The following is a 21,588-nucleotide window of genomic DNA, read 5'->3' as shown; positions in this document are numbered from 1 at the left end:
GGGATTATGAACATCCTCTCCATCCAGTCCCACGTCACCTTCGGCCACGTGGGCAACTCCGCAGCAGTCTTTCCCCTTCAGCGTGCTGGCCATGAGGTGTGGCCTATCCACACGGTGAACTTCTCCAATCACACCGGTTATGGCGATTGGGGCGGGCCGATGATCCCGGCGGAAGAGGTCACGGCGATTGTGGATGGCATCGAGAAGCGTGGCGCCTTCCCGCGCATCGACGCCATCTTGTCCGGTTACCAGGGCGGTCCGGACATCGCCGGTGCCATTGTGGATGCTGTGAACCGCATCAAGGCGGTGAACCCCAAGGCCCTCTACGCCTGCGACCCAGTGATGGGCAACGCCAAGTCCGGCTGCTTCGTCTCGGATGAAATCCCGCCGCTGCTGCGCGATAAGGTCGTTCCGGTCGCGGACATCATCACCCCGAATCAGTTTGAGCTGGGCTACCTGACCGACTCCGAGGTGGGAACCTTGGAGCAGACCCTCGCCGCGGTGAAGCGCGCTCAGGAGATCGGCCCGAAGACCGTGCTGGTGACCTCGGTGCAGCGCCCGGAAACCGGTGAGGATGAGATTGAGATGCTCGCCGTTGACGGTGAGCGCGCCTTCCTGGTGACCACCCCCAAGCTGCCGTTCAAGCGCAATGGTTCGGGCGATGTCACGGCCTCGCTTTTCACCGGCCACTACGTGGAAACGCACGATGCAAAGGAAGCGCTCAAGCGCACCGCCTCCTCGGTCTACGATTTGCTGCACACCACCTACGAGGCCGACGCCCGCGAGCTGCAGCTCATTGAGTCCCAGGACGTCTTTGCTAACCCGCGCCTGCAGTTCCACGTCGAGGAGCTCTAGCCTCCAATCCGCAACCGCCGACCGCGCGCCTTCGCGGTCTCGCGTATTTGCCTTGGCCTTGACTTGTATCTCATTTTGAGCCTTGGGCCCTGCCAAAGGTGTCCCGCAAACGGCATTTCGCAGAAGGCATCAGTCAAAAGGCGTTTTCACTACCAGAAATGCCTTTTGACCGACGCCTTGTGGAAGATGCCTTTCACCGGATGCCTTCTAGCGGAGGTCTTGTGGTAGGCGCCATCCGGCTGATCCCTTTTTGCAGTCGACTCCCGCCCTACCCGGACGTGGCTTTCTCGCCTCAAGACTGCGACATTGCTTCCAGCCACATGGTTCTACTCAGATGGTTTAGGTCAGAGGGTTTCTTTGGGGGCAAACAAACCTTTTGTGGGCGGCTGGATGGTTCGTTTGGGGGCAAACAAACCATATGACTAATGCCCTCTGACTAGAACCAAGTGCAGGCACACCCGCCAGCCCCCAGCCACACGCCCGCCAGCCCTGTCCATGGGCAGGTTCGGCCGGCATTCGCCGCCCATCAGCAGGTGGTCCCTTTAGTGTGGTCCCTGTGCACCGTAAAGGGACCACCTATCGCGCGAAAACAGCCAACAGGTGGTCCCTTTGTACAGAGAAGAGACCAGAGTAGGAGGACCAAACGAAAAGGACCTTCTGTCCTGCACGCAGCGGGAGCGGGAATTCAGAAATCGTGAGCTATGATGAAAAACAATATGAGCACCGATTTCGACGCCGCCTTCGCGGACCTGCCTGAAGAAGGCGAGGCCACCGCCGCGGACTATTCGCACTACACCGACACGCCAGAGGGCTTCCGCTCCGGCTTCGTGTCCTTCGTCGGCCGCCCCAACACCGGCAAGTCCACCCTGACCAATGCCCTGGTAGGGCAGAAGATCGCCATCACCGCTGACCAGCCGGAAACCACCCGCCACCCCATCCGCGGCCTAGTCCACCGCGAGGATGCGCAGATCGTCCTCGTCGACACACCCGGCCTGCACCGCCCGCGCACCCTGCTCGGCGAGCGCCTCAACGAGGTGGTCAAGGACACCTACGCGGACGTCGACGTCATCGGCCTGACCATCCCCGCGGATGAGAAGATTGGCCCCGGCGACCGCTGGATCCTCGAGAACGTCCGCAAAGTCGCCCCGAAGACCCCCATCATCGGCATCGTGACCAAGCTGGACAAAGCCTCCAAGGACCAGGTTGGCGCCCAGCTGCTTGCCCTGCACGAGCTGCTCGCCGAAGAGAACCCCGATGCCGTGGTCATCCCGGTCTCCGCCACCGAGCGCGTGCAGCTGGATGAGCTAACCCAGGTCATCGTGGACCACCTCCCCGAAGGCCCCAAGTTCTACCCCGATGACCACGTCACCGATGAAGATCAGTCCCAGCGCATCGCCGAGCTCATCCGCGAAGCCGCGCTCTCCGGCCTCAAGCACGAGCTGCCGCACTCGGTCGCTGTCGAGGTCGATGAGATTCTGCCTAGCCAGGAACGCCCCGATGTCCTCAACGTCCACGCCATCCTCTACCTAGAGCGCCCCGGCCAGAAGCGCATCATTGAGGGCAAGGACGGCCGCCGCTTCCGCCGCATCGTGGGCACCGCCCGCAAGGAAATCATTCAGCTCCTTGGCCAAAACGTCTACCTTGACCTGCGCATGAAGGTTCTGAAGAACTGGCAGTCGGACCCGAAGGCGCTGGGCCGCCTGGGCTTCTAAATGCAGGAGATCTTCTAAAGTGCGGGAGAATTTCCGCGACCGCGCCCTCGTCATCCGCACCTATGATTTCGGGGAAGCGGACCGCATCATCGTGCTCTTGACCCGCCACCACGGCCTCGTGCGCGGGGTGGCCAAGGGAGTCCGCCGCGCCAAGTCGCGCTTCGGCTCCCGCCTGCAGCTCTTCGTCAACCTCGACGTGCAGCTTTATCCCGGCCGCAACCTCTACACCATTTCCCAGGCCGATACCGTGGATTACTTCGGCGCGCGCATCATCGAGGATTACGAGCGCTACACCGCCGCCTGCGCCGCCCTCGAATCCGCCGAGCGCCTCGCCGCCGCCGACGCCCCAGGCGATCCCTACCTTTACGAGGCCTGCGTCGATGTCCTCGACAAGCTTCAGCACGGCGATCCGCTCCTGCTTCTTGACGCCTTCCTCCTCAAATCCATGTCCCACGCCGGCTGGGCGCCCAGCCTTTTCGATTGCGCCCAGTGCCAAAGGCCCGGCCCCCACCACGCCTTCCACCCAGCCGTGGGCGGCGCCGCCTGCCACCAATGCCGCCCGCCAGGGGCCGCCGAGGTGGACCCGGAAACCCTGCACCACATGTGGCTTATCGCCCATGACCACCCCAGCCAGCCGACGAACGCCCAAGCCCAAGAGGCCCATCGCCTCATTCGCGCGCATCTGCAATGGCATCTTGAGCGAAGCGTTGGCGCGCTGGGGATCATGGAACAGTAGACTGTAACCCGTGATTACGCCTGACCCGAACCGAGTCCTCCACCCGCCCGCCATCCCGCAGGAGTTCCTGCCGCGCCACATCGCGCTGGTCATGGATGGCAACGGCCGCTGGGCAGAGGAGCGCGGCATGAAGCGCACCGAAGGTCACCGTCGCGGGGAAGCAGTGCTTCTCGACGTCGTCGATGCCTGCCTTTCCCTTGGTGTTCCTTATCTTTCCGCCTATGCCTTCTCCACCGAGAATTGGCGCCGCAGCGCGGAGGAAGTCCGCTTCCTCATGGGCTTTAACCGCGACGTGCTGCGCCGCCAGCGCCACTGGCTCAACGAGAGGGGAGTGCGCGTGGTGTGGGCCGGCCGCCGCCCGCGCCTGTGGCGCTCCGTGATCAAGGAGCTCGAGGCCGCCGAGGAGCTGACCAAGGACAACACCAAGATGACCCTGGTGATGTGCGTGAACTACGGTGGGCGCGCCGAGCTTGTCGACGGTATCCGGATACTCACCGAGCAAGTCTCCCGTGGCGAGCTCGACCCGCGCTCCATCAACGAGAAGACGGTGAGCTCGGTGATGTATGACCCCGATATGCCGGACGTGGATCTGTTCCTGCGCCCCTCCGGCGAAAAGCGCACCTCCAACTTCCTGCTGTGGCAGTCGGCCTACGCAGAGATGATTTACCAGGACAAGCTCTTCCCGGACTTCACGCCGGAAGACTTGTTCGCCGCGGTGGAAGAGTACGCGCGGCGCGACCGCCGCTTCGGTGGCGTCAAGTAGCGCGCGGGCTTTAGGCGCGGCACTCGGCGCAGATGCCGAAGATCTCGGCATCGTGCCCGGTGAGCTCGAAGTCGTGCTCCTTGGCTACCGAGGAAGCCCACTCCTCAATGGGGCCGCCATCGATTTCCTCGGTGCGGCCGCACTTGGTGCACACCAAGTGGTGGTGGTGCGCATCGCTCTCGCAATGGCGGTAAAGGGTCTCGCCGGAGGGCATGTGGAGCGCGTCGACTGCGTCAATCTCCGAGAGTGATTGGAGCGTGCGATAGACGGTGGTGAGTCCGACTTTTTGGTTACCGTCGATAAGCGCCTGGTGAATGTCCTTGGCAGAGACGAACTTGTCGAGACTGCGCAGGACCTCAACGATGGCGGTGCGCTGGCGGGTATTGCGAGCGCCGAGTTTGGGAATACTGTCGTGGATGGCCATGGGGCTTAGTTTATCAACACATTTCCATTAAAGGGTGGCCAGTGAGGCGTCGCGAAGCAAAGGCAGCACCTTAGGGGCCACCAAAGAGTAGCGGACTTCGCGGCCGGTGCGCTCGCTGTCGACGATGTTCGCGCGCTTCAAAACCCGCAGGTGCTGGCTGATAAGCGGCTGCGATTTGCCGGTCGCGGAGACCAGCTCGTGGACATAGTGGTCGCGCTCGGAGAGGCGCTGAATGATATCGATGCGCAATGGTGAATCCAAAGCGCTAATCACGGTGGCAGCCGCGGCACGATCGAAAGGGAGAGCTTCGCTCTGGGTGTTGGTCACGCCATTCACCTTCAGTCATATCTATTGATGGAGAGTTAAAAAGAGAGCTATCGGTACTATAGCTGAAGAATGCGGAAAAGTGTATAAAATACACCACACTTTCGGGGTGAAGGCACGCGTTGTGAGGGGGCACGCTAGACTAGGCCGCACTGTATAAAGACTGTCCCCTACCAGAGGAGTCCCATTAGCTATGGCATCCGTCATTGATACCGTCGTCAGCCTGTGTAAGCGCCGCGGCTTGGTCTACCAGGCAGGTGAGATTTATGGCGGTTCCCGCTCTGCGTGGGACTACGGCCCGCTTGGCGTCGAGCTCAAGGAAAACATCAAGCGCCAGTGGTGGCGCCACATGGTGCAGTCCCGCGATGACGTCGTGGGTGTCGATACGTCCGTAATCCAGCCGCGCCAGGTGTGGGTGTCCTCCGGCCACGTCGAGGTTTTCACCGACCCGCTGGTGGAGTCCAAGCACACCGGTAAGCGCTACCGCGCGGACCACCTGATCGAGGCCTACGAGGAAAAGCACGGCCACGAGCCGGCCAACGGGCTGGCTGACATCAACGATCCGGAAACCGGCCAGCCGGGTGACTGGACCGAGCCGAAGGCTTTCTCCGGTCTGCTCAAGACTTTCCTGGGACCCGTCGACGATGAGCAGGGTCTGCACTACCTGCGCCCGGAGACCGCGCAGGGGATCTTCGTGAACTTCAAGAACGTGATGACCTCGGCGCGCATGAAGCCGCCGTTCGGTATCGCGAACATCGGTAAGTCCTTCCGCAACGAGATTACCCCGGGTAACTTCATCTTCCGTACCCGCGAGTTCGAGCAGATGGAGATGGAGTTCTTCGTTAAGCCGGGCGAGGACGAAGAGTGGCACCAGTACTGGATCGATGACCGCTTTAACTGGTACATCGACCTGGGTATTAAGGAAGAGAACCTGCGCCTCTACGAGCACCCGCAAGAGAAGCTTTCCCACTACTCCAAGCGCACCGTGGACGTGGAGTACGCCTATAACTTCAAGGGCTCCAAGTGGGGCGAGCTGGAAGGCGTGGCCAACCGTACGGACTACGACCTTTCCGTGCACACCAAGGGCTCGGGCGAGGACCTGTCCTACTTTGACCAGGAGGCTGGCGAGCGCTGGACCCCGTACGTCATCGAGCCGGCTGCCGGCCTGGGCCGCGCCATGATGGCTTTCCTTATCGATGCTTACGACGAGGAAGAGGCCCCGAACGCCAAGGGCGGCACCGATAAGCGCGTGGTGCTGCGCCTGGACCGCCGTCTGGCACCGGTCAAGGTGGCCGTGCTGCCGCTGTCCAAGAAGGAAGAGCTGTCCACCCCGGCCCGCGAACTGGCGAACAAGCTGCGCGCCAACTGGAACGTGGAGTTCGATGTTTCCGGTGCCATCGGCCGCCGCTACCGCCGCCAGGACGAAATCGGTACGCCGTTCTGCGTGACCTACGATTTCGACACCCTCGAGGACAACGCGGTCACCGTGCGTGAGCGTGACTCCATGGAGCAGGAGCGCGTCAAGCTCGATGAGCTTGAGGCTTACCTGGCCGCCCGCCTGGTTGGCTGCTAATGCACTACACCAGCTGGGACCGCAGTGACCGCCAGAACCCGGTCCTCCTCGTGGGGGAGGGGCCGGCGTCGTTGGGCATGTTCCAGGAACGCTCAGCGGACGTGGAAGGCGAGCACTGGCGGCTGGGCCTCGATGACCTGGGTGCGTCGGTGACGCTGGAAGACGACCGCGTCTACCGCCTGGCGGGCAACCCCAAGCGCGACAAGCGCTTGGAGGCCTCCCTGGATGGGCGCACCTTTGCCTTCATCAACGAGGCCGGCGGCGACTGGATTGTTGAGGACCACGAGGGGCTGAAAATCGCCCAGTTCTCCTCTAAGAACTCTGGCGTGCGCAAGGCCATCCTCGAATTCGAGGGCGAGGACAGCGATGATTCCGATGACCTCAGCCATTCGGAGATTGCTGCCCTGAGCTGGTTTACGCGTGTCATTTTGGAGGCCCGGACGCAGAAGACTGCTGTCCCAATTATCGCCACGCTGTTGCTCATGACCATCGTCGCCATCATTACGGTGCTTCTCTGATGCAACGCTGGGTGTGGCGCGACGGGGCGCTGGTGGATGACGCGGGCGAGGTCATCGCCCGCGTGGCCCCGACGGGCCTAGTGCTGCACGGGACGGGCACCACCATCGCCTTCGAGCACACCCCGGGCGCGCGCCGTTTCGCGGTGCGCGGTGCTGACTTTTCCGCGGAGCAGGCCAGCTTCACGGTGAACAAGCTGCGCGCGCTCTGTCAGGGCCGCGAGTACCTGCTTGAGCGCACGAATCCATTCCGCCGGCAGCGCCGCATCCTCGCTCTGTCTGGCACCGCCAGCGAGGTTGCCCGCACCACCCCGCGGGGCCGCGACCTCGAAGTCGCAGTGGGCGAGCTGCCCCTCACCGACGCGGTTTTCACCAGCTACTGTTGCCTGCTTCTCGACGGTTCCACCCGCCCCCTTCGCACCTAACCCACCTTCCGCAGCGCCGCCCATTTGTGCACCGAACCCCTACTTCGCACTGCTGCCCGTCTAAGCCCACCTCGCTTTCTTGCTGCCTGCCTGCTAGGCCCTGCTTTCCGCTCTCCCACAGACGGTCCTTCTAGTTTGGTTCCTCTACTCTGGTCCCTTATGAGTGCAAAGGGACCATGTGACGCAGCTTCTCGTCTGATAAATGGTCCCTTTACTGGGCAAAGGGACCAGAATAAAGGCACCAAACTAAAGGAACCTCCCGCGATATGACCTGCACCGACATGCGAGTAGTGGAGTTTGTCTTCGAAGAGGAGCTCTCCGAGTGTGTTTGCTCGGCCGACTACCGGGTCGGTGTCCAGCGGCCCTATGTGTGCAAAGAAAATCCGGCAGAAGGCGTCTCATAGGTGGCATCCGGCAGTCCGGTAGAAGGCATCTCGCAGACGGCATCTGTCAAAAGGCGTCTTTGGGTCTGAAAACGCCATGTCGAGGGTGTAAAAGGCGTTTTTAGCTGTAAAAACGCCTTCTAGAAGATGCCTTTTGCAAGGCGCCTTTTGCGAGATGCGGCGCCATGTGGGACCGCCCCGGTTGGGAGATACCGGGCGTGGGCCGGGGGTTTCGAGGACTAGGCGCGGAAAGGGTGAAGAGGTCGGCGAAACGGAGTCGCAGCCGGAAGGCGTGGGGCAGGAGAGAAGGGGAGAAGCAGGAGAGCGGCTAGAAGGAGCCGCCGCGGAAGCCGCCACCACCGCCGCCGCCTCCGAAGCCTCCTCCGCCGGAGAATCCACCACCGAAGCCACCACCGTGGTGGCCGCGGGAGCTACCGCCGCCGAGAATCTGGCCCAACACCATGCCGGTCAGGATGTTGCCCGCGGCATCGGTGGCCTGGCGGCGCTGCTCCTGACGGCGGTAAGCCTCTAGGTCTTCCTTCGCTCGGTTGAGCGAAGTCTGCGCGGCAGAAGCGGCATCACGGGAGTAGTTGAGGGCCGCGCGCAAGTCCTTAGACGCGGAGTTTTGGGCTTGGGCGAAGAGGCGGGTGGCATCGGCAAGAGCCACACGCGCATCGGGGCCCACCACGCGACCACGCGAGGAGAGCAAGTCCTCAGCTGCCTGGATAGCGGATTCGGCCGCGGCCATCTGTTGGCGGTAGAGCGCAATCTGACGCTCGCGGGTGGCGTTGGTCTCTCGGACGGTATCCAGCTGTTGGTCGAGCTCACCATCGATAGCCGTCAGAGCCGTGTACTGACCCAGCGGATCGCCCTGACCCTGCTCGCGGGCCGCGCGCAGAGCCTCCCGGGCGCGGGCCAGCAACTCCTCCAAAGCGGCCCAATCTGCAGTCGAACCTTGGGCCTTGCCGCGCTGCTCAAGGTGTTGGGCCTCGGCGATTTCTTCCTCGACCTCATCGATGAGCGCCGGCAGATTATCGCGAGCTGCAGTGATCGAGTTCTCCGCATTCTCCACGCCATTCAGCAGGCGGTCGGAGATCTCCAGCGCGTGCTCGGCATCGCGGATATAGCCCACCAACGGGCCCTGCTGGCCAGCTGGTTGGGACTGCAGCGACCTGCCGCGCTCAAGCAGCTTCTCTGCCTCGGTGAGTGAGACCTCCGCCATCTCCGGGTTATCCGCAATGGAGGACAATACTTCCTCGGAATAGGAGCCGCCGAGAGTAGACAAGGTAGCGCGCGCCTGCGGCAAGCGCCCGCGAAGGTCGACCACCCGGCGAGTCAGCTCATCCAGCTTGGACCCAGCATTCATGAGCAAATCGCGCATCCTGGCAAAGTCGGCGGCCTGCTCATCCAAGGCATCATCGGCCTGCCCGCAGGAGGAGATAATCTCCACCAGCATCTGGCGGCGCTCAGCCGTGGATTCCGGCAGGTTGTCCTGCAGCTTCTGCTGCAGCTGGAAAGCCTTCTGCAGAGTGAGCGTGGAGTGGTTCATCGCGCGCGTAAACGGGCGGGTGCGCTCGGGGCCGAACTCGGCCACCGCAATATCCAGCTCCTCCTTGCCGCGGCGAATCGATTCATCGGTGGAGACCAGCTCTTCCTGTGCCAGCTTCTCCAAGGTCGCCATGTCCAGGCGGTCCAGCTGCGCGGTATTACCCGGCTCAATCTGGCGCGCTGACTCCAGCGTGGCCGCCGAGTCCTTCTTGGTCTTGCGCCGGCTCGCCACCGCGATGCCACCGCCGGCCAACGCCAGGGCACCTGCGCCGCCAGCCAGCCACAAACCGCCCGACCCATCGGAATCATCCGCGCCAGAAGAGGAAGAAGACCCCGAAGAACCGGTCGCGGCAGCGTCGACAAGCGCTAGCGCGGAGGGGCCGTACTGGTGACCGTCGGCAAGCTTGGCATAAGCCGCCTCATACATCGCGTCTAGACGCCCGCGCGGCCACTCTTTACCCGTTTGCACGCCTATGGTGGAATCATCCACGCCCACCACATAGGCCGCGGAGTTCGGGCCCTTGGCCTGCACAATTTCACCCGCATAGCTCTCCGCGCTCTCCGGGAGCGAGGAGGCAAAGACCACGAAAATCACCACGTGGTGCTCCTGCTGCAGCGCGCTAATCTTGTCCTCCAACTCGGCTTTTTCCGAATCCGAGAGCACCCCCGCCTCATCCGTCACCTTGTCCTTAATGGAGGCCGCCTCCGGCGCGGCAACAAGAAAATCCGCAGCCACAGCGGGGCTAGCAGTGGCCAACCCCAACACAAGAGCAGCAAGGGCGGCGCGACCAAAACGAGCAGCAGTAATCATGCGCACCACGATACCTGCCACCCAACGCTAAAGTGGACAGGCAGTGAAGTACGTTATTGTCCTGGGCGCTGCGCAATACGACGGGCGCCCCTCCCGCATCCTGAGCGGCCGCGTCCGCTTCGCCGCCGAATACGCCGCCGCGCACGACCTGCCCATCATCACCGTGGGCGGGAACTTGCCCGGCGATAGGTTCACCGAGGCCGGCGTAGCCAAGCGCATGCTTGACGACGACCCCCTCAACGTCACCGCCCTCGAAGAAGGCCTCGACACCCGCAGCGAGCTGGCCGCTGCCCGCGACAAGCTGGGTGTGAGAGAGGCCGTCATCATCACCGACCCGCTCCACCGCCTGCGCACTTTCCTCATCGCTCGTCAGGAGGGGATTGCAGCCACGGTGCTGGGCACGCCCTATTATCCTTCCCCGCGTTTCTCCGTCCCGTGGTGGCGCTACCTGGCCCACGAGACCGGCGGCCTGGCCTATCTGGGTCTGCGCACCTTGCTGGGGGAGGAGCGCAGCGAAGGCGTGCGCGCGGCCTTCTACCGTATCGAGCGGCTCATCCGCCCCAACCAGGCCCTGCGCCACCGCGTCATTGGCGCGAGGCAGACCCAGGAAGACCAGGACTCCGCCTAAGCTTAAAGACCGTGAGCTATTCCTATCGCGCAGAAGACGTCGCCCGCCTTGCCTCCGAGTCACCCAAAGGCTCGGCCCTGCTCAACAGCGAGGAGCACCGCGGCGCCTTCTCCCGGGACCGCGCCCGTGTCCTGCATTCTGCGGCCCTGCGCCGCCTAGCTGATAAGACCCAAGTGGTGGGCCCACGCGATGGCGATACCCCGCGCACCCGGCTCACGCACTCCCTGGAGGTCAGCCAGATTGCCCGCAGCATCGGTGCCGGCTTAGGGCTGGACCCGGACCTGTGCGACATGGCGGGCCTGACGCACGACATCGGCCACCCGCCTTACGGCCACAACGGCGAGAATGCCCTCAACGAGGTGGCCCTCGGTGGCTTCGAGGGCAACGCTCAGACCCTGCGCATCCTGACCAAGTTGGAGCCCAAGGTGGTCTTGGATACCCCGGCGGGCCCGCGCAGCTATGGCTTGAACCTCACGCGCGCCTCCCTGGATGCCGCATGCAAATACCCCTGGACCAAGACCAACCCGGAAGGCACCACCAACCGCAAATACGGCGCCTACGACGAAGACATAGACGTGCTGGAGTGGCTGCGCCAGGGACATAGCGATAAGCGCAAGTCCATGGAAGCCCAGGTCATGGACTGGTCAGATGACATCGCCTATTCCGTCCACGACGTCGAAGACGGCATCATCTCCCGCCGCATCTCTTTGGGTGTGCTCTGGGATCTGGTGGAGCTGGCCAACCTCGCGGACAAGGGCGCAAAGGCCTTCGGCGGCACAGCTGATGAGCTCCTCGAGGCCGCCGACCGCCTGCGCCAGCTGGATGTCATCAATGCCATCGGCAACTTCGACTACTCCCTGCGCTCTTATGCCAACTTAAAGAAGATGACCTCGGAGCTTGTCGGCCGCTACGTCGGCGCCACCGTCTCCGCCACGCTCGCGGCTAACGACGGCCCGCTTGGCCGCATGCATGGCGACCTCGCCGTCCCACCCGGCGCGGTGGCGGAGGTAACCTTGCTTAAGACCATCGCCGTGCTCTACGTCATGGATGAGCCTGCCCATCTGGCCCGCCAAGACCGCCAGCGCGAGCGCATCTACCGCGTCTACGACTACCTCGTGGCGGGCGCGCCGGGCTCGCTGGACGCCACCTTCGCTCTGTGGTGGAAGCAAGCCGACACCGATTTGGAGCGCGACCGCGCCATCATCGACCAGATCGCCTCCATGACCGAGTCACGTCTGGAGCGCCTAGCGCAGCGCAGCGCTGATCTCTTCGGTTTCTTGAGCTAGCGCACGAGCGCGACACCCTGGTCCTTCAGCACCATGCTGATCGGGGCCAGGTCTTCCTCGACCATGTCGAAATCCGCAGCGATAATCGCCACGATGTGCTGTTCGCGGAGGAAATCGGCCAAAGCATCGAGGTTGCGCGGCGCACCGGACTGGCAGCCGCGCAGGCGGCCGAGCGCACCATAAAAGTCCTCGCGCGTACGGATGGGCTCAGTAATTAGGATTCGCTGCATGTCTTAGTCCTCCGCGTCCGGGATGCTGCAGAAGCTGTCGTAGTGGTCATCGGTGTAGTACCAGACATCTGGGTCGGTTTCACTGCCGCCACCGGTAACAATGCGCTTGGCCCCGCGGTGCCCAATCCCCGGTGTTTCCACGGTGTATTCGCGGTAGTAATTCCTGTCCTGCTGCGGCAGCACACCCTCATAGTTGCCAAACCGCACGTTGTCATTATCCGGATAGTCATAGGGGCCGCCAGCCAGGATATCGCTGGCCGTGTCATAGGCCTCCTGGGGCAAGGAATCCATGGAACAGGTGGGCAGGTCTGAATCGTCCTGCTTGGCGACGTCCCCCTCATCCCCACCATTGACACCAGACGCACCAGCGGCAGAGGATGCACCAGCCGCAGCGGAAGACGGTGCTGCCTTCTGGTCCGCGCCATCGCTAGAGTCACCGAGGTCGATGCCGAAGTAACCCGCGACGAGGACGAGAACCGCACCACCGATCAGAGCCGGCAGCGACTTTTTAGAAGGGGAAGACTGGGCCATGGCCCCATCATTGCAGGTGCCAGGGCAGAAAAAGAAATCAGGACCGCGCTCTTTTCCCAATTCCCACATATGGGTTCTTCCAGGATGTGGGACTCGCAGCTCTAGCCCACCCAGCCGTGGGTACCTGTACCTTGCGTGGGCGGGGTAGTCTGTACGCATGGCACGAGGCAGAATTCCGGACAGCGATATCCAAGCTATCCGTGAACGCGCGCCTATTGATGAGATCGTGGGCGAATACGTCCAGCTCAAACCCGCTGGCTATGACTCTTTGAAGGGCTTGAGCCCCTTCAAAGACGAGAAGACCCCATCCTTCCACGTGCGCCCGCAGCGCGGCTACTATCACTGCTTCTCCACCGGCAAGGGCGGGGATGTTTTCAGCTTCCTCATGGAGATGGAGCAAGTCTCCTTCCCGGAGGCCGTTGAGGCCGTAGCCCAGAAGATTGGCTACCACATCAACTACCAAGGCGGCTCCACCGGTGCGCGCGACGAGAAGCCCGGCACGCGCCGTCGGCTTATCGCCGCGAACAAGGCCGCGCACGAGTTCTACCGCCAGCAGCTGGAAACCCCGCAGGCCGCCGCTGCACGTGAGTTCCTCCTGGACCGCGGCTTCTCCAAGGAAATTATCTACGAGTTTGAATGTGGCTACGCCCCGGAGGGCTGGGATACCGCCACCAAGCACCTGTTGCGCATGGGCTTTTCCTTCGAGGAGCTTGAAGCCGCCGGCATTTCCAAGATGGGCAAGCGCGGCCCCATCGACCGCTTCCACCGGCGTCTGCTGTGGCCGATCAAGGACTTATCCGGCAACGTCATCGGCTTCGGCGCACGCAAGCTTTTCGACGATGACAAGCTGGGCAAGTACATGAACACGCCCGAGACCATGCTCTATCACAAGTCCAAGGTGCTCTTCGGCCTGGATTTGGCCAAGCGCAACATCGCGGAGCAACACCAGGCCGTGGTGGTGGAGGGCTATACGGATGTCATGGCCATGTACGCCGCGGGCGTAAAGACTGCCGTGGCCTCCTGTGGTACCGCCTTCGGCGCAGACCACCTGCAGGTGCTGCGCCGCCTCATGTTGGATGATTCCTACTTTCATGGCGAGCTCATCTACACCTTCGACGGTGATGAGGCCGGTCAGAAGGCCGCCATGCGCGCCTTTGAAGGCGAGCAGAAATTCACCGGGCAGTCCTTCGTCTCCGTGGCCCCCGATGGCATGGATCCCTGCGATCTGCGCTTAGAGCGCGGCGACGCCGCGGTGCGCGACTTGGTGGCGGACCGCATCCCCATGTTCGAGTTCGTCATCCGCTCTGTTATCTCAGACTTCAGCATCGACTCCGCCGAAGGACGCCTCCAAGCCCTGCGCCGCGCGGTGCCCGTCGTGGCTCAGATCCGGGACCAACCTCTGCAGCGCGAATACGCCCGCCGCCTAGCCGGCTGGGTGGGCTGGCCCAACCCGGAGGAAGTACTCCAGCAGGTCCGCCAAGAGGCCCGCAAGCCCAAGAAGGAACAGCGCCCGCGCTTTGCCTCCCTGGAGGAGACCGCCTCTGCACCGGCGCAAACCAACGCCCCCGTCATGCACATCCCCGGCCCACGTGAGCCGCACCTATGGCCGCAGCGCGAGGCCCTCAAGCTGGCCCTGCAGTACCCGCAGATTGCCGGCAGCTACTTCGACGGAATCACGGAGGATGCCTACTCCAACGAGGCCTACCGCACCATCCGCCGCGCTATCTCCACCCTCGGCGGCGTGACTGCCGGTGCCGAACAGCCCGGCGTGGAGTGGCTCGCCGCCGTGGCCGGGGAGATGCCGGACCTGATGGCCCGCAACTTTGTCTCTGAACTGGCCGTGGAACCTATCAAGCTGGGGGAGACCGGCAACCCCGATACCGACCTGGAGGCCTACGCCGATTCCGTGCTCTCGCGCCTCCAGGAAGCCCGCGTGGGCGACCAAGTAGCCCAACTCAAGGCCCAACTGGGCCGCATGCGCCCCTCCGACGACGAAGAGTCCTATAACTCACTCTTCGCCGACCTCGTCGCACTTGAGCAGGCCCGCCGCGAGCTCAATGACCGAGCCTTCCGCGGCGTGCGCTAACCGACGCACACGCTAATCCGCAGCCACGCGCATGCGCATCATCGGTGCATCCCATTAACGCGCGCTGTGTCGCGCGTTAATCTTCGTCCGGCTCGTAAATCCGATCCGGCTGCACCCCATCCGTGGCACCTTTGGTGCCACGCTTGCCGCGGCGCCCCTTGTTGTAATCCTTAAGCTCGCGCATGCGCGGTTCTGGGTCCAAGCGGTTGGCCACAGCCTTGCGCGCGGAGCGCACCGCGGCCTTGGTGGCGGGGGAGTTCACGGCCTTTTCATAAGCGCCCTTAATTTGGTGGTAGCGCTTGCGCCCAGCCTTGGTTCCAAAGACGTATCCGGCGGCAGCACCCACAACAAATTGGATCATTGGAAACTAGTCATCCCCTTCTTCAGCCGGCTCGACAGCCAGTGTTTGCGTACAACGTACGGGAAACGTGCAATTCTCATGAATAGCCTACCTGCCCAAGTCCGCTGGCGTGGTGGGCAGTGCAGCCGTGGAGCGCAGGAGGGCAGCGAATGGAGTAAATAGAATTCGACGAATGTATATGGTGCGAACTCTTCCCAAACACCATTCGCTTCGGTTAACTTAAGATCTGTGGAGAGTTCGAAGCGTACGCACGCGGCCTCGGCGGCCGTGGCGATGTCAGCGCTATTAACAGCCAGCGTGGCGGCAGCTGAGCCGCGCGTGGCTGTATTCGAAGAGCCGCGGGAAGTCACAGTGAGCGAAGACTAGCGCTCACAGGACTAGCGACTGCTCGTTCACAGGACTGATGTTCGACTCTCCGTTATCGCCGGGCCATGTGCACGTGACACAATCACGGTAAACTCTGATGGAGATTCTCTCCCGGTAGTAAACGAAGGAAATTAATGTCTAAGCCGAAGATTATGACCGTGTATGGCACCCGCCCCGAGGCAATCAAGGTAGCCCCAGTCATTAAGGCCTTGGAGAAGGACCAGCGCTTCGAATCGGTTGCAGTCTCCACCGGTCAGCATAAGGAAATGCTAGAGCAGGTCAACACCATGTTTGGGATTGAGCCCAAGCTGGACCTGCACTTGATGAAGCCGGGCCAGGGACTCAATGAGATTGTCTCCCGCGCGCTCATGGGGCTGGATGCGATTATCGATGCCGAACAGCCTGACGTCATCATCTCCCAGGGAGATACTTCCACGGCTATGGCCGCAGCACTGGCGGGTTTCCATCGTGGGGTGAAAATCGTCCACCTAGAGGCGGGCTTGCGTACCGGCGACATTCACTCTCCCTTCCCGGAAGAAGCCAACCGCAAGCTCATTGGCCAGGTCGCGGAACTGCACCTTGCTCCCACGGCAGGTTCGATGGAGAACCTGCGCCGCGAGAACGTGCGCTCCAAGGACATCGCGGTCACCGGCAACACCGTCATCGACGCTTTGCTGGAGGCTGCAAGCTGGGATACCGAGTTTGAAGACCCCGCCGTCCAGGAAGCGGCTCAGTCAGCCAAGCGCCTTGTTGTGGTCACCACCCACCGTCGCGAGAACCTGGAAGCCATGAAGGAAATTGGCGGAGCGGTCAAGGATTTGGCAGAGGCCTACCCGGACATTCACTTTGTGCTACCCCTGCACCTCAACCCCAAGGTCCGTGGCGCCGTGCTCCCGGAGGTTGAGTCTTTGCCCAACGTCATCATCACGGATCCGCTGCCCTATGACCAGTTCACCAAGCTTCTAGACCGTGCAACGATTATCCTCACCGACTCCGGTGGAGTCCAGGAAGAAGCGCCAGCCCTAGGAAAGCCGGTTTTGGTCATGCGCCAGAACACCGAACGCCCCGAAGCCGTTGTGGCCGGCACCGTGAAGCTTGTGGGCACCAACCGTAGCCTTATCGTGGCGGAGGCCAAGCTGCTTCTCGACGACTCCGCCGCTTACGAGGCAATGGCCAACGCCGTCAACCCCTATGGCGATGGCAAGGCTGCTGAGCGAGCTGTGGCAGCTATCGCTGAGCTCCTTGGAATAGGCGAGCGCCTGCCCGATTTCGCTCCCGAGATTGAGTCCTAACAAGAACCCAGGAACCAACGAATAAGCGCGGCGATGTGTTCAGAACCTTTCGCCGCGCTTAAATGCGTGTTTCCACGTAAAATCAAGACATGGAATCACGAGACATCAAATGCACGAACTCTGAGCGCACCACCGCTTCACAGGTGTTGGCGGATGCGATGTCGGTAGGCCAGCTCAGCGTTGCCGAATTCGAGGAGCGCTCCAGCCACTGCGCCGATGCCACGACGCGCGGTGAGCTGCTCGACCTCGTAGGGGATCTAGTTGAGGCCCCAGAAAAAGTTCTCTTTGGTAGCCACCAGATAGCGCGTCAAACCTCGCAGGCGGTCAACACCACCAATCGCGAAACATCCACCGTCGTTGACCGGGCCCTGGCCCAAGTGGAACCCTCGGTACACGGCGCGCAGGGGCTTTCTCTCGGTATCTTTGGCGGTAGCACTGTGCGCGGCATTCCCATCGCCGCTCATCACACCACGATGGGAATCTTCGGCGGCACCGATGTAGACCTTCGCGGCGCCTCCCTCAAAGAACACGTCACGACAATCCAAGCGGTCGGGGTATTCGGCGGCGTCGACGTGTGGGTCCCGGAAGGATTCCGCGTTCGTGTCAACGGCGTCGGCCTCTTTGGCGGCCATGACCTCAAGGTCGAGGGCGGTGCCGTCGACCCCGCAGACCTGCCGGCCAGCGCTCCTGAAGTAGTGGTGAACTGCTTCAGCCTATTTGGTGGGGTAGATGTGCACGTGGTGAAGTGATTACCAGAGTATGTAGCTTTAAGAGGGCAGTGCTATGAGAAAGGAAAGAGATGTACTTTCAGAAGAAAATACGAGGATTATCGCGATGAGAACCCGAAATTTTGTTCTTTGAAAAGAGGTACACTCAGTGCAGTGGATTTTATTTCCGGACAAAAGCCAAAATTTATTTGAAAGTCAACGATTAAACGCTGTATACGGTTAACTGGGGCCTTCTTTTGTTCCATAGTCCAAGCTGTCAAGAACCCGTCGACATGCCCGCAGATACCGACCTTGTTGGCGTGGTCGAGTAGACGACGAGCCGCGTTTGGGGTTAGCATGTAGGCGTCGGCACCAATGGCAGTGCGTTTATCACTCCACAAGGATAAAAGTTCCCAAGGATCTACAGGAACTGGCTTTAGCTGGTCAGAGATGCCCTGCGATTTGCCGGACATTCTCTCATTGAGCCATACAAAGTTATAATCTTGGTCGCAATGACTCAGGTTCTCTAGAAGCTGTTCTAGTGCTGAAGCGTGGAACTCCGGAATCGCATCATCTTCTAATACTAGCACCCACGGTGCAGTGCTTTTACTAGCGTGTTCCCAAGCGAGCATGTGGCTTAGCCAGCACCCTATCGCCCCTCTTCCGAATTTTTTCAGTACGTCAGGTTCGGCCAATGTGCGATCTAGAACAATTTCAGGTAGGTAGGCTGCCTCAACCGCTGGAACGAAGTTAAAATTCTGGTAGCCGCCACTAGTCAGTGTGGTACTGGAAATATGCTTTTTTCTAGCGTCTTTCCGGAGATTAAGAATAAAAACAGGGAGACTTGAACCCCTGTTAAACAAAGAAAATGAGTTAAGTCTGTTCTGTAGGGTTTGTTGTACCTTTGAAGGACTTAAGCTTGAAATGAAGTAGTCCGCCTCGGAGAAAATACCGGCCTCAAGTAAAAGTGTTCCCCACCTGCTTCTGGTCACTTCAGGAACAGGACTGCTGAGGCAAAGCTGTCTCGTGTGGGATGCTAGCAAAGATAATTCATTGAATTGGCCATTGGCAAAGAGACAAGAACCGTAAAAATAAGCTACATAAGTATCGGACTGGTTTTTTTCAAATATCCTCTTGAGTAACTCGCTTCCCTGCTGGTACAAACCTGTTTTTCTTGCCAGCTTGTCTGTGGCTACGGCTGCAAGCGCGGGCTCCAAGTTCTTCTCAAATGCTGAGTCAAGGCTCGAAAATGCCAAATTTGGAGAATGCTCAGTGGCAATATGAAGGAGCGATTCTATAAAAGTATCGCGAGATTCTTTTTCGATCGTTGAAATGGGAAGTTGAACCGTCTCAAGTGCTGTCAGAGTGGTATCGTTCATTGTTTTTCGAGTGTCCTAATTTTTATACTGGCTTTTGTAGAACTATTTACGAGGATGGGGTAGTATTTCTGCTTCGTTTTGTTGACATTCTAGTTTACGGATATTCCTAAGGGAAGCTGTTTCCGAGCTATGCCGAGGGGGCGATGGCTTGGATGTGTCATCTGTGAATAAGTCGGATAGGCCATAGTCAGATCGTAAACACAAAATAGTAGTCATTGTCGTCAGCCGTGCAGTTGAAGCGCCGAGGCTAGAAAACCTGGTCGGAGCATCACGAACCTTTGGGTGAGCTTTGTAGCCCTTAAGTGGAAAGCAGTCGCGTTGGCGCAGCGTAATAATCTTCGGTGTGAAAGCGTAGAAGAAAGGGAAGAGGCGCTCATTACATCTCCGATAGTGACTCCCAGGATAGCAAAGCAAATAATGAGGCTTGTGATTTAGCTTTTTCAAGCTTCGCAATTTGGATTCTCGAAATTGTGGCGTCGAGTGGTCTTCCAAAGCTAAGAGGTGAAAATGGGAGATTGTTTACCCTCCCCTTAGTCGTCGGTAATGATTTCAAGTGAATGCAGTTCGAGAGGGCGCGCTTTGATGCCGAAAGGTTGAATACCAATCTCTTCGATTGCGAGACCGTTGGGAAGGTTAATATTGATTTCCTGTGTAGTCCGCCCCTCCCTGGTCTTAAGGTAAAGGAAATAGCCTATTGAATGATAGTGCGATACGGACAAGCCTGGGACCGCGGTTTCACTAGGGTTCAAAAGTTTATCGTTAACTGTATCCTTAACCCTGAACTTAAGAAGCGCTGAATTCGGTCCAACCTCTTTGTCAAATGTAGCGTCGATACGGAGTGTGAAATGTCCTTTAACTGGAGAAACCTTGACGAAATCTCCCGAATTAATAGATGTATTTCCTTCCAAACGCTCTTTACATCCTCGAGTTTTGATTGCTCCTTGCATTGATGGAAAAAGTTCTTCGACATCGCAGGACGGAGACAGTGGTTCAAAAGTGTTGAGCTCTTGGATAATTTCCGAGGTCTTATCCGTCGCGTCGAATGTTGTGTCTTGTCCCACGTGACGGGTCCAGAAGTACGATGGGCGCTCGGAGTTCAAGATGACCGAACCGAATCTATCTGCGATGTGGTGGGGTGAGTCTGGCGGTGAGATGAATTTACCGGTACTATCCGTAGTGTAAATTCCGAGTAAACCAATCGCTATTTTCGGTCGGTAGCAGTATCGAAAAGTGCTGAATTTCTCGCCGTCGTAAAGACCCGTAATCCCTGAGGCGAGTGATACCTTCATTCCGGCAAACGCGGGCGATACGTATCGTACGGTTTGATCGAAAAAATCCGATGTTAGAAGGTCGTCGTCATCAAGTCGGTAGATTCCATATGTTTTGGATCCTCCGGATAGTTCCTCGCCGATCTTATAAGGATTTAGGCTGCTCTTTCCTTCGGTGTGGGGCTCAAGGACTATAAAGTCATGTTGGTTAGATAGTTCCGTGAGCTGTTCAATGTATTTCTTAGGCATCTCGGTTGAGTACCGAATGAGATGGCGAATTGGATGCTTCTCGGCTGCAGCAGCAATTAGCGGCATGCTGAACTTAGTTAAGATTCGAAGTCGTGGCTCTAGTCGTTCAGGGGCATATAGATAGTCTAGATACTCTTTAGATGAGCTAAAGCCAGAGGTTGATTTCCATACAAGGGAACTGGGATCGTAAATGCTAAAGCGGGTGGTGCCTATGAATGCCATCCGAGAAGTCTTTCTACTGTTTGCCGCTACGGGGGCGAATCGTACTTAGATCGTGTTTTCAATGTCTTAATACGACGATACCGCAACAAGGTTATCGGAAATGGTCATGGACACGCTGTTATTGGGCCTAACCTCAGCGACAGGATTAAGGATCAAAATGTGTGTCTGGCTCGGCGTGTCATTGGGGCTAGATTTGTCGGCTTATATGCCAGGTGAATGGGCGTAGACGGTGTTAGTGAAGTCCTAGTCGTGTGATGTCTAGCGACTTTTTGGACATGGAGTCCAGGATGTTTTGGACGGGATGTCTAGTGGCTTTTTGGACGTCCACGGCGGTGGAATAGCCGGATGGCTATTCCATTGCATAAGCGTAGAAAGGTCGCAGATTTCGATCCCGTTCGTGACGGCAAGACGGTCACACAGTTTTGCAAAGAATTAGAAATCTCGCGGCAGACGTACCACAACATCAAAAGCCGGATAGCGCAGAAGGGTCGCGCAGGTATTGTGCCTGATTCGACTGCCCCGAAGAATCCGATTAAGAAATTTGACGAGGCCGATAAAATCGCAGTCGTCCACGCCAGGCAGGAGTTGATGGAGCAAGGCTTGGATTATGGGCCTTGGCCCCCAAGCATTTCAAGATCACTGCGCCCAGCTTGGCGTGCGCCAATCCATGGGAGCAGTGGGAACGAGTGCCGATAATGCCCTGGCAGAATCTTTTAACGCCACCTTAAAGCGTGAAGTCCTGCGTGATCGGAAAGTCTTTGACAATCCCATTACCGGCTTAAGGGACATTTCGTGTGGATAAACCGGTACGGATTTCCGGGGCAGCCTGGGATAATGCGGTGATCTTGATTTTGAATCGGTTCCAACAGCCCGATCGATGAAATCAACACCGGATAGTCCTAGGTCTGTGATAG

20 protein-coding genes and 1 pseudogene are annotated in these 21,588 nt (G+C 59.7%); 13 read left to right on the top strand and 8 right to left on the bottom strand.

Features of this window, described 5'->3' with window-relative positions; genetic code table 11:
- The first annotated feature begins 6 nt into the window (after positions 1 to 6).
- From pdxY to RDN59_RS00400, 4 genes are all read left to right on the top strand, one after another.
- Positions 7 to 855: a pyridoxal kinase PdxY gene (gene pdxY, locus RDN59_RS00415; protein ID WP_308606065.1), complete on the top strand. Its 849-nt coding sequence runs from the start codon at positions 7 to 9 to the stop codon at positions 853 to 855.
- 716 nt (positions 856 to 1,571) lie between these two features.
- Complete coding sequence (era, locus tag RDN59_RS00410; protein WP_374044562.1) at positions 1,572 to 2,567, top strand: GTPase Era; 996 nt, start codon at positions 1,572 to 1,574, stop codon at positions 2,565 to 2,567.
- A gap of 19 nt (positions 2,568 to 2,586) precedes the next feature.
- Entirely contained in the window at positions 2,587 to 3,303 is a 717-nt protein-coding gene (gene recO / locus RDN59_RS00405; RefSeq protein ID WP_308606064.1) for a DNA repair protein RecO, read from the top strand.
- Between the two features lie 10 nt (positions 3,304 to 3,313).
- Positions 3,314 to 4,066, top strand: coding sequence for an isoprenyl transferase (locus RDN59_RS00400; RefSeq protein ID WP_308606063.1), 753 nt, complete (start codon positions 3,314 to 3,316; stop codon positions 4,064 to 4,066).
- A gap of 10 nt (positions 4,067 to 4,076) precedes the next feature.
- On the opposite strand, the gene RDN59_RS00395 is transcribed toward RDN59_RS00400, so the two are convergent.
- Complete coding sequence (locus RDN59_RS00395) at positions 4,077 to 4,490, bottom strand: transcriptional repressor (protein ID WP_308606062.1); 414 nt, start codon at positions 4,488 to 4,490, stop codon at positions 4,077 to 4,079.
- A gap of 27 nt (positions 4,491 to 4,517) precedes the next feature.
- On the bottom strand, positions 4,518 to 4,817 hold the full coding sequence (locus tag RDN59_RS00390) for a metalloregulator ArsR/SmtB family transcription factor (RefSeq protein ID WP_308606061.1): 300 nt from the start codon (positions 4,815 to 4,817) through the stop codon (positions 4,518 to 4,520).
- Between the two features lie 190 nt (positions 4,818 to 5,007).
- Between RDN59_RS00390 and RDN59_RS00385 the strand changes: the two genes are divergently transcribed.
- From RDN59_RS00385 to RDN59_RS00375, 3 genes are read left to right on the top strand one after another with little or no spacing between them, the layout of a single operon-like run.
- On the top strand, positions 5,008 to 6,387 hold the full coding sequence (locus tag RDN59_RS00385; RefSeq protein WP_070754451.1) for a glycine--tRNA ligase: 1,380 nt from the start codon (positions 5,008 to 5,010) through the stop codon (positions 6,385 to 6,387).
- Entirely contained in the window at positions 6,387 to 6,905 is a 519-nt protein-coding gene (locus RDN59_RS00380; protein WP_308606060.1) for a hypothetical protein, read from the top strand. Before RDN59_RS00385 ends, RDN59_RS00380 begins: the two co-directional genes overlap by 1 nt.
- A complete protein-coding gene (locus RDN59_RS00375; RefSeq protein WP_308606059.1) occupies positions 6,905 to 7,327 on the top strand; it encodes a hypothetical protein in 423 nt (140 codons plus the stop codon). The genes RDN59_RS00380 and RDN59_RS00375 overlap by 1 nt, the downstream gene beginning before the upstream one ends.
- 711 nt (positions 7,328 to 8,038) lie before the next feature.
- Here RDN59_RS00375 and RDN59_RS00370 read toward each other — a convergent pair.
- Positions 8,039 to 10,069: a TPM domain-containing protein gene (locus RDN59_RS00370; RefSeq protein ID WP_308606058.1), complete on the bottom strand. Its 2,031-nt coding sequence runs from the start codon at positions 10,067 to 10,069 to the stop codon at positions 8,039 to 8,041.
- A gap of 43 nt (positions 10,070 to 10,112) precedes the next feature.
- Here RDN59_RS00370 and RDN59_RS00365 point away from each other — a divergent pair, with 43 nt between their 5' ends.
- Both RDN59_RS00365 and RDN59_RS00360 read left to right on the top strand, forming a co-directional pair.
- Positions 10,113 to 10,697, top strand: coding sequence for a YdcF family protein (locus RDN59_RS00365; protein WP_308606057.1), 585 nt, complete (start codon positions 10,113 to 10,115; stop codon positions 10,695 to 10,697).
- An 11-nt stretch (positions 10,698 to 10,708) separates the two neighbouring features.
- A complete protein-coding gene (locus tag RDN59_RS00360) occupies positions 10,709 to 11,983 on the top strand; it encodes a deoxyguanosinetriphosphate triphosphohydrolase (protein ID WP_308606056.1) in 1,275 nt (424 codons plus the stop codon).
- Here RDN59_RS00360 and RDN59_RS00355 read toward each other — a convergent pair.
- Together RDN59_RS00355 and RDN59_RS00350 are read right to left on the bottom strand one after the other, a co-directional pair.
- Positions 11,980 to 12,213, bottom strand: coding sequence for a barstar family protein (locus tag RDN59_RS00355; protein WP_046649054.1), 234 nt, complete (start codon positions 12,211 to 12,213; stop codon positions 11,980 to 11,982). The two genes, RDN59_RS00360 and RDN59_RS00355, sit on opposite strands and share 4 nt — an antisense overlap.
- Before the next feature lie 3 nt (positions 12,214 to 12,216).
- Positions 12,217 to 12,744, bottom strand: coding sequence for a ribonuclease domain-containing protein (locus tag RDN59_RS00350; RefSeq protein WP_308606055.1), 528 nt, complete (start codon positions 12,742 to 12,744; stop codon positions 12,217 to 12,219).
- A 157-nt stretch (positions 12,745 to 12,901) separates the two neighbouring features.
- On the opposite strand from RDN59_RS00350, the gene dnaG reads away from it, so the two are divergent.
- On the top strand, positions 12,902 to 14,830 hold the full coding sequence (dnaG, locus tag RDN59_RS00345; RefSeq protein WP_308606054.1) for a DNA primase: 1,929 nt from the start codon (positions 12,902 to 12,904) through the stop codon (positions 14,828 to 14,830).
- Positions 14,831 to 14,906: 76 nt separating this feature from the next.
- Here dnaG and RDN59_RS00340 read toward each other — a convergent pair whose 3' ends face one another.
- Positions 14,907 to 15,191, bottom strand: a complete 285-nt coding sequence (locus RDN59_RS00340) for a hypothetical protein (RefSeq protein WP_308606053.1) — start codon at positions 15,189 to 15,191, stop codon at positions 14,907 to 14,909.
- 500 nt (positions 15,192 to 15,691) lie between these two features.
- On the opposite strand from RDN59_RS00340, the gene wecB reads away from it, so the two are divergent.
- Both wecB and RDN59_RS00330 read left to right on the top strand, forming a co-directional pair.
- A complete protein-coding gene (gene wecB, locus RDN59_RS00335; RefSeq protein WP_308606052.1) occupies positions 15,692 to 16,849 on the top strand; it encodes a non-hydrolyzing UDP-N-acetylglucosamine 2-epimerase in 1,158 nt (385 codons plus the stop codon).
- A gap of 89 nt (positions 16,850 to 16,938) precedes the next feature.
- Positions 16,939 to 17,598: a DUF1707 domain-containing protein gene (locus tag RDN59_RS00330; protein ID WP_308606051.1), complete on the top strand. Its 660-nt coding sequence runs from the start codon at positions 16,939 to 16,941 to the stop codon at positions 17,596 to 17,598.
- A gap of 77 nt (positions 17,599 to 17,675) precedes the next feature.
- On the opposite strand, the gene RDN59_RS00325 is transcribed toward RDN59_RS00330, so the two are convergent.
- Both RDN59_RS00325 and RDN59_RS00320 read right to left on the bottom strand, forming a co-directional pair.
- Positions 17,676 to 18,935: a glycosyltransferase family 25 protein gene (locus RDN59_RS00325; protein ID WP_308606049.1), complete on the bottom strand. Its 1,260-nt coding sequence runs from the start codon at positions 18,933 to 18,935 to the stop codon at positions 17,676 to 17,678.
- A gap of 530 nt (positions 18,936 to 19,465) precedes the next feature.
- A complete protein-coding gene (locus tag RDN59_RS00320; protein ID WP_308606048.1) occupies positions 19,466 to 20,674 on the bottom strand; it encodes a glycosyltransferase in 1,209 nt (402 codons plus the stop codon).
- 628 nt (positions 20,675 to 21,302) lie between these two features.
- Here RDN59_RS00320 and RDN59_RS00310 point away from each other — a divergent pair.
- Positions 21,303 to 21,428: pseudogene (locus tag RDN59_RS00310) on the top strand (integrase core domain-containing protein); the annotation flags it as partial.
- Positions 21,429 to 21,588 lie beyond the last annotated feature (160 nt).

The organism is uncultured Corynebacterium sp. (assembly GCF_902489365.1).
Lineage (GTDB): Bacteria > Actinomycetota > Actinomycetes > Mycobacteriales > Mycobacteriaceae > Corynebacterium.
This window is presented reverse-complemented; position numbering and strand designations above follow the sequence as displayed.

Excerpts from the sequence above, each read along its gene's own strand:
- pdxY (WP_308606065.1), top strand. The coding sequence starts at position 7 with ATGAACATCCTCTCCATCCAGTCCCACGTCACCTTCGGCCACGTGGGC.
- era (WP_374044562.1), top strand. The coding sequence starts at position 1,572 with ATGAGCACCGATTTCGACGCCGCCTTCGCGGACCTGCCTGAAGAAGGC.
- RDN59_RS00395 (WP_308606062.1), bottom strand. The coding sequence starts at position 4,490 with ATGGCCATCCACGACAGTATTCCCAAACTCGGCGCTCGCAATACCCGC.
- RDN59_RS00385 (WP_070754451.1), top strand. The coding sequence starts at position 5,008 with ATGGCATCCGTCATTGATACCGTCGTCAGCCTGTGTAAGCGCCGCGGC.
- RDN59_RS00380 (WP_308606060.1), top strand. The coding sequence starts at position 6,387 with ATGCACTACACCAGCTGGGACCGCAGTGACCGCCAGAACCCGGTCCTC.
- RDN59_RS00375 (WP_308606059.1), top strand. The coding sequence starts at position 6,905 with ATGCAACGCTGGGTGTGGCGCGACGGGGCGCTGGTGGATGACGCGGGC.
- RDN59_RS00370 (WP_308606058.1), bottom strand. The coding sequence starts at position 10,069 with ATGATTACTGCTGCTCGTTTTGGTCGCGCCGCCCTTGCTGCTCTTGTG.
- RDN59_RS00355 (WP_046649054.1), bottom strand. The coding sequence starts at position 12,213 with ATGCAGCGAATCCTAATTACTGAGCCCATCCGTACGCGCGAGGACTTT.
- RDN59_RS00350 (WP_308606055.1), bottom strand. The coding sequence starts at position 12,744 with ATGGCCCAGTCTTCCCCTTCTAAAAAGTCGCTGCCGGCTCTGATCGGT.
- dnaG (WP_308606054.1), top strand. The coding sequence starts at position 12,902 with ATGGCACGAGGCAGAATTCCGGACAGCGATATCCAAGCTATCCGTGAA.
- RDN59_RS00340 (WP_308606053.1), bottom strand. The coding sequence starts at position 15,191 with ATGATCCAATTTGTTGTGGGTGCTGCCGCCGGATACGTCTTTGGAACC.
- wecB (WP_308606052.1), top strand. The coding sequence starts at position 15,692 with ATGTCTAAGCCGAAGATTATGACCGTGTATGGCACCCGCCCCGAGGCA.
- RDN59_RS00330 (WP_308606051.1), top strand. The coding sequence starts at position 16,939 with ATGGAATCACGAGACATCAAATGCACGAACTCTGAGCGCACCACCGCT.
- RDN59_RS00325 (WP_308606049.1), bottom strand. The coding sequence starts at position 18,935 with ATGAACGATACCACTCTGACAGCACTTGAGACGGTTCAACTTCCCATT.
- RDN59_RS00320 (WP_308606048.1), bottom strand. The coding sequence starts at position 20,674 with ATGGCATTCATAGGCACCACCCGCTTTAGCATTTACGATCCCAGTTCC.